The sequence below is a fragment of the Candidatus Cryosericum odellii genome (assembly GCF_003570935.1).
Classification (GTDB): Bacteria; Caldisericota; Caldisericia; order Cryosericales; family Cryosericaceae; genus Cryosericum; species Cryosericum odellii.
On record NZ_QXIU01000004.1, the window covers coordinates 1 to 4,416 of the forward strand.

General features: G+C 57.5%; 6 protein-coding genes. All 6 read left to right on the forward strand.

Annotated elements, in window-relative coordinates:
* The first annotated feature begins 89 nt into the window (after positions 1-89).
* Positions 90-701 carry a translation elongation factor Ts gene (gene tsf / locus SMC5_RS00130; RefSeq protein WP_119119106.1) on the forward strand — a complete coding sequence of 204 codons (612 nt, stop codon included), beginning with the start codon at positions 90-92 and terminating at the stop codon, positions 699-701.
* A gap of 22 nt (positions 702-723) precedes the next feature.
* Positions 724-1,440: a UMP kinase gene (pyrH, locus tag SMC5_RS00135; RefSeq protein ID WP_119119107.1), complete on the forward strand. Its 717-nt coding sequence runs from the start codon at positions 724-726 to the stop codon at positions 1,438-1,440.
* Positions 1,441-1,995 carry a ribosome recycling factor gene (frr, locus tag SMC5_RS00140; RefSeq protein WP_207798886.1) on the forward strand — a complete coding sequence of 185 codons (555 nt, stop codon included), beginning with the start codon at positions 1,441-1,443 and terminating at the stop codon, positions 1,993-1,995.
* A gap of 14 nt (positions 1,996-2,009) precedes the next feature.
* Entirely contained in the window at positions 2,010-2,714 is a 705-nt protein-coding gene (uppS, locus tag SMC5_RS00145) for a polyprenyl diphosphate synthase (RefSeq protein ID WP_207798887.1), read from the forward strand.
* Positions 2,711-3,901, forward strand: a complete 1,191-nt coding sequence (locus tag SMC5_RS00150) for a 1-deoxy-D-xylulose-5-phosphate reductoisomerase (RefSeq protein ID WP_119119108.1) — start codon at positions 2,711-2,713, stop codon at positions 3,899-3,901. Before uppS ends, SMC5_RS00150 begins: the two co-directional genes overlap by 4 nt.
* Positions 3,902-3,904: 3 nt before the next feature.
* Positions 3,905-4,416 (forward strand): site-2 protease family protein (locus SMC5_RS00155; RefSeq protein WP_165848883.1); only part of this gene is annotated, 512 nt, incomplete at its 3' end.

The following is a 4,416-nucleotide window of genomic DNA, read 5'->3' on the forward strand; positions in this document are numbered from 1 at the left end:
ATGGCCGACTTCGCCCATGAAGCAGAGAAGGCGAAGGAGCCGGTGCTAGAGGTGGAGGACAGCACGGACGACGAGAATGAGGTGAGATAATGGCAACGATTGATATGGAGAGTGTCAAGACCCTGCGCGAACGAACCGGCGCCGGTGTTCTTGACTGCAAGAAGGCACTCGTAGCTTGCGATGGGAACATCGACAAAGCTATCGACGTGTTGCGGGAGAAGGGACTGGCCAAGGCTATTTCCAAGTCGTCACGTGAGGCTGGAGACGGCATGGTCTTTACCTACATACACGCCGGTGGCAAGCTGGGTGTCCTGGTCGAGTTGAACTGTGAGACCGATTTCGTCGCCAAGACCGAGGATTTCCAGGGTCTGGGTAAGGAGATTGCGATACAGGTCGCGGCTACGGACCCTTCCTTTATCCGTTCGGAGGACGTTCCGGCGGACGTTGTCGACCATGAGAAAGCTCTCTACCGCGTTCAGCTCGAGGCCGAGAAGAAGCCGGAACAGGTCTGGGAGAAGATCATCGAGGGCAAGCTGGGAGCGTATTATAAAGAGAACTGTCTGATGCAGCAACCGTATATCCGTGATGAGAGCAAGACGATCGACGAGCTCATCAAGGCGATGATTGCCAAGACTGGCGAGAACATCGTAGTCTCGCGGTTTGTGCGCTTCAAAATCGGCGGCAAGCCCACAGTCTGCTAGTCTTCGACATACACTCACACCCATGGCGGCGTTGTACAAGAGAGTAGTGCTGAAACTAAGCGGCGAGGCTCTGAAGGGCAGCGCCGCTTCTGGCATCGATTTTTCGGTACTGCAGTTCATCTCGCGAGAGGTGCAGCAGCTTCTCGGACTAGGCGTGCAGGTCGGTTTGGTCATTGGCGGCGGGAACATCTGGCGAGGGGCCAATGCCGAGGGTACAGGTCTGGACCGTGCCACGGCCGATTACATGGGGATGCTGGCGACCATCATGAATGGACTGGCACTGCAATCGGCGTTCGAACAGATTGGACTTGAAGCGAGGGCAATGTCGGCATTGCGTCTGGATGAGGTCTGTGAGCCATACATCCGCCAGCGGGCTCTTGAGCATCTCCGCAGGAATCGCGTTGTTATTTTTGTAGGAGGGACCGGTCTCCCGTATTTCACGACGGACACTGTTGCTGCTCTTCGAGCCGTCGAGGTCGGAGCGGACATCTTCCTGAAGGGCACAAACGTGGACGCAGTCTACTCGAGCGATCCACGCACGGACAAAACGGCGGCACCCTACCGTCAACTGGGGTACGACCAGTTTCTGGCAGACCATCTGAAGGCGATGGACGCGACAGCCGTCTCTCTTTGCCGCGAGAATCATCTCCCAATCCTGCTGTTCAACATGAACAAGCCCGGTAACATTGTCCGGGCGGTGACGCAAGGTGACATTGGAACTCTCATCAAGGAGGCTTAGGTGGACAAGTACTTTACGCCAATCGATGCCAAGATGCAGGCTGCTCATCAAGCCCTTCTCAAGGACTACTCCGAGATTCGTGCTGGTCGAATCACGCCGGCCTATGTTGATGGGGTCGTCGTTGAGGCCTACGGACAGCGCAACCCTTTGAAGGATGTCGCTACAATTTCGGCTCCACAGGCGAAGATCCTTGTCGTGGAACCATGGGACAAGAGCCTGTTGAAGGAAGTTGAGCGCGCCATCCTGAAGGCCAACATCGGCGTCACGCCCACCAATGACGGCCAGCGTGTACGGCTCGTCTTTCCGGATCTGACTCTTGACGAGCGGAAGAAGATGGTAGCGCGCATCTCTCAGCTCACAGAGAAGTTCCGTGAAGAGATTCGTTCCGTTCGGCGTGATGTCCGCGATGACATCAAGGCGAAGGAGAAGGCAAAGGAACTCTCCGAGGATGAGCAGCATCGGCTTGAGGAAGACCTCGACAAACTCACGGACAAACACATCACAGAGGTCAACAAAGCCTTCGAGGCCAAGGAGAAGGAGATCCTTTCTCTATAGGGACGCCTGACGTCGTGGCTACAAGCAGTCAGCTTCATGTCGCCATTGTGATGGATGGCAATGGCAGGTGGGCGGTTGAGCGTGGGCTGCCTCGAATTGCCGGCCACAGGCAGGGCGCTCAGGTAGTACATGACATCGTGGCGGCTGCGCCCGGGTTGGGCGTGACCGCCTTGACCATTTTTGCCTTCTCGACGGAAAATTGGAAGCGACCGCCGGATGAAGTGAGCTACATCCTGCACCTGTTCGTCTCGATGGTTACGAAATGGTTACCAGAGCTGGTTTCTCAGCACGTGCGCGTGCGGATCATCGGAGATCGTGCGGCGTTGCCCGGCGACGTCAGTGCTTCGGTCGAGGCAATCGAGAAGCGTACGGCGTCCTGCGACGGTCTTCATCTCAACGTCGCCCTCAACTACGGAGGACGGGCTGAGATCCTGCTCGCGGCAAAGACATTTGCCGCGGAGTGCGCAGCGGGAACGGCGACACCCGAAGAACTCACAGAAGAACGGTTCGATTCGTATCTATGGCTAAAGGGTGAGGCTCCCCCGGACATTGTTGTCCGTACGGGAGCAGAATCGCGGGTATCCAATTTTCTGCTGTGGGAGATGGCCTATGCCGAGTTGTTCTTTCTGGACGTGCTCTGGCCGGATTTCAAGCTGGCGACACTCGACATGATTGTACAGAAATTCAAATCCAGGAACCGGAGGTTCGGTAGCTTATGACAGGCAGCAAAGGTCTTGTGCTTTTTGGTTCGACGGGCTCCATTGGAACCCAGATGCTGGATGTGGTACGCGCTCAGCCCGAGCGATACCACATCGTTGGTCTCACTGCACACACGAACGACGAACTGCTCGCTGAGCAGGCCGTGGCCTTTCGGCCGCGCTTCGTCGCAATGTCGGACGATGCCGCGCGTGAACGGCTGATGATCAGGCTGGAGCGTCATGATCTGCGTATTCCAGTGGCCAGCGATGAGGACCTGCCCTCGATACTCAGCAGGGTTGCTCTTGACATGCCTGTCGTCGCGGCAGCTTCCACTGACTTGGCGCAGGTCGTCTACGATCTTCTGCGATTGGGATTACCTATGGCTATCGCCAGCAAGGAACTGCTCATCACGCTGGGAGACCTGCTGGAGCCATTCAGGGCACAGCTGCGCCCTATCGACAGTGAGTTGTCGGCGGTCTGGCAGTGCCTTGCAGGTGAGGATCCTGAGACTGTCGAGCGTGTTGTGCTGACTGCATCGGGCGGCCCATTTCGAACGAAGCTCGCTGCAGAACTGAACGATGTGACGGCAGCACAGGCATTACAGCATCCATCCTGGCGAATGGGCCGCAAGGTGACCGTCGACTCGGCGACGCTGTTCAACAAGGCGCTCGAGCTGGCTGAGACGCACGTGCTGTTCGGCGTCGACCGCGAGCGGATCACTGCAGTGCAGCACCCCCAGTCGGTGGTCCACGGTCTGGTCGAGTTCCGGGATGGCACCACCCGTGCCATCGCGTACCGTCCCGACATGCGCGTCGCGATTGCGTACGCGTTGTCGGTTCCCGATCGCCCTCTGCACGAAGAGGTGACCCGCTTGCACCTGGAAGAACTGGGACAGCTTACGTTCGAGCCCATTGATGCGAAGTTTGAAGCTTTTGCCATCGGCAGAGAAGCAGAGAGGCGGTCACCAAGGGCGATGCTGGGACTTCTTGGGGCGGACGAGGTGGCCGTTTCACGCTTCCTCGTTGCACAGGGTACATTTGGCGATATAGTGGCAGCCCTGCGATACGTGCTCAGCGAAACCCAGGATGAGGTCCTGGATCCAAGTGTCCGAGCACATGTCGAAGCCGTCGCCCACGGGCGTCAACTGGCTGAACAGTGGTATGAAAAGAGATACAGCACTCAACCGGGCAATCGGGAAGGAGTCTGACCTGTGCAGATAATTGTTACGATCCTTGCGTTTGTGTTCAGTTTTACGCTGGCGACCCTGTTCCACGAGGGTGGCCACATGCTCGCCGCAGCCGCTTCCCATACGCAGACCGAGGAATTCGGGCTTGGATTTGGCCGTACCATATGGTCCCGTACGTGGCACGGAACGGTCTTCAAGATCAACGCGTTGCCGATCCTTGCATACGTGAAGATCAAGGGCATGGAGTCCAATTACGACGCACCCGACGGTTTCTACACGAAGGGATGGTGGGCTCGCCTCTTTACCATGGTTGGCGGTATGCTCGGCAATCTGGTCCTGGCATTCCTCATTTTCAGCATCGTGTTCTCGACGCTTGGAGACCCGCGCGCATCCACCAAGGTGGGCACGGTGACGCCTTCCTCTCTCGCAGAAGCGGCAGGCCTGAAGGCAGGTGACAACATTCTTACCATCGACGGTGTGCCCATGACGGATTTTGACCAGATCTCGGCTGCCGTCCGAGCCAGCGAGAACAAACA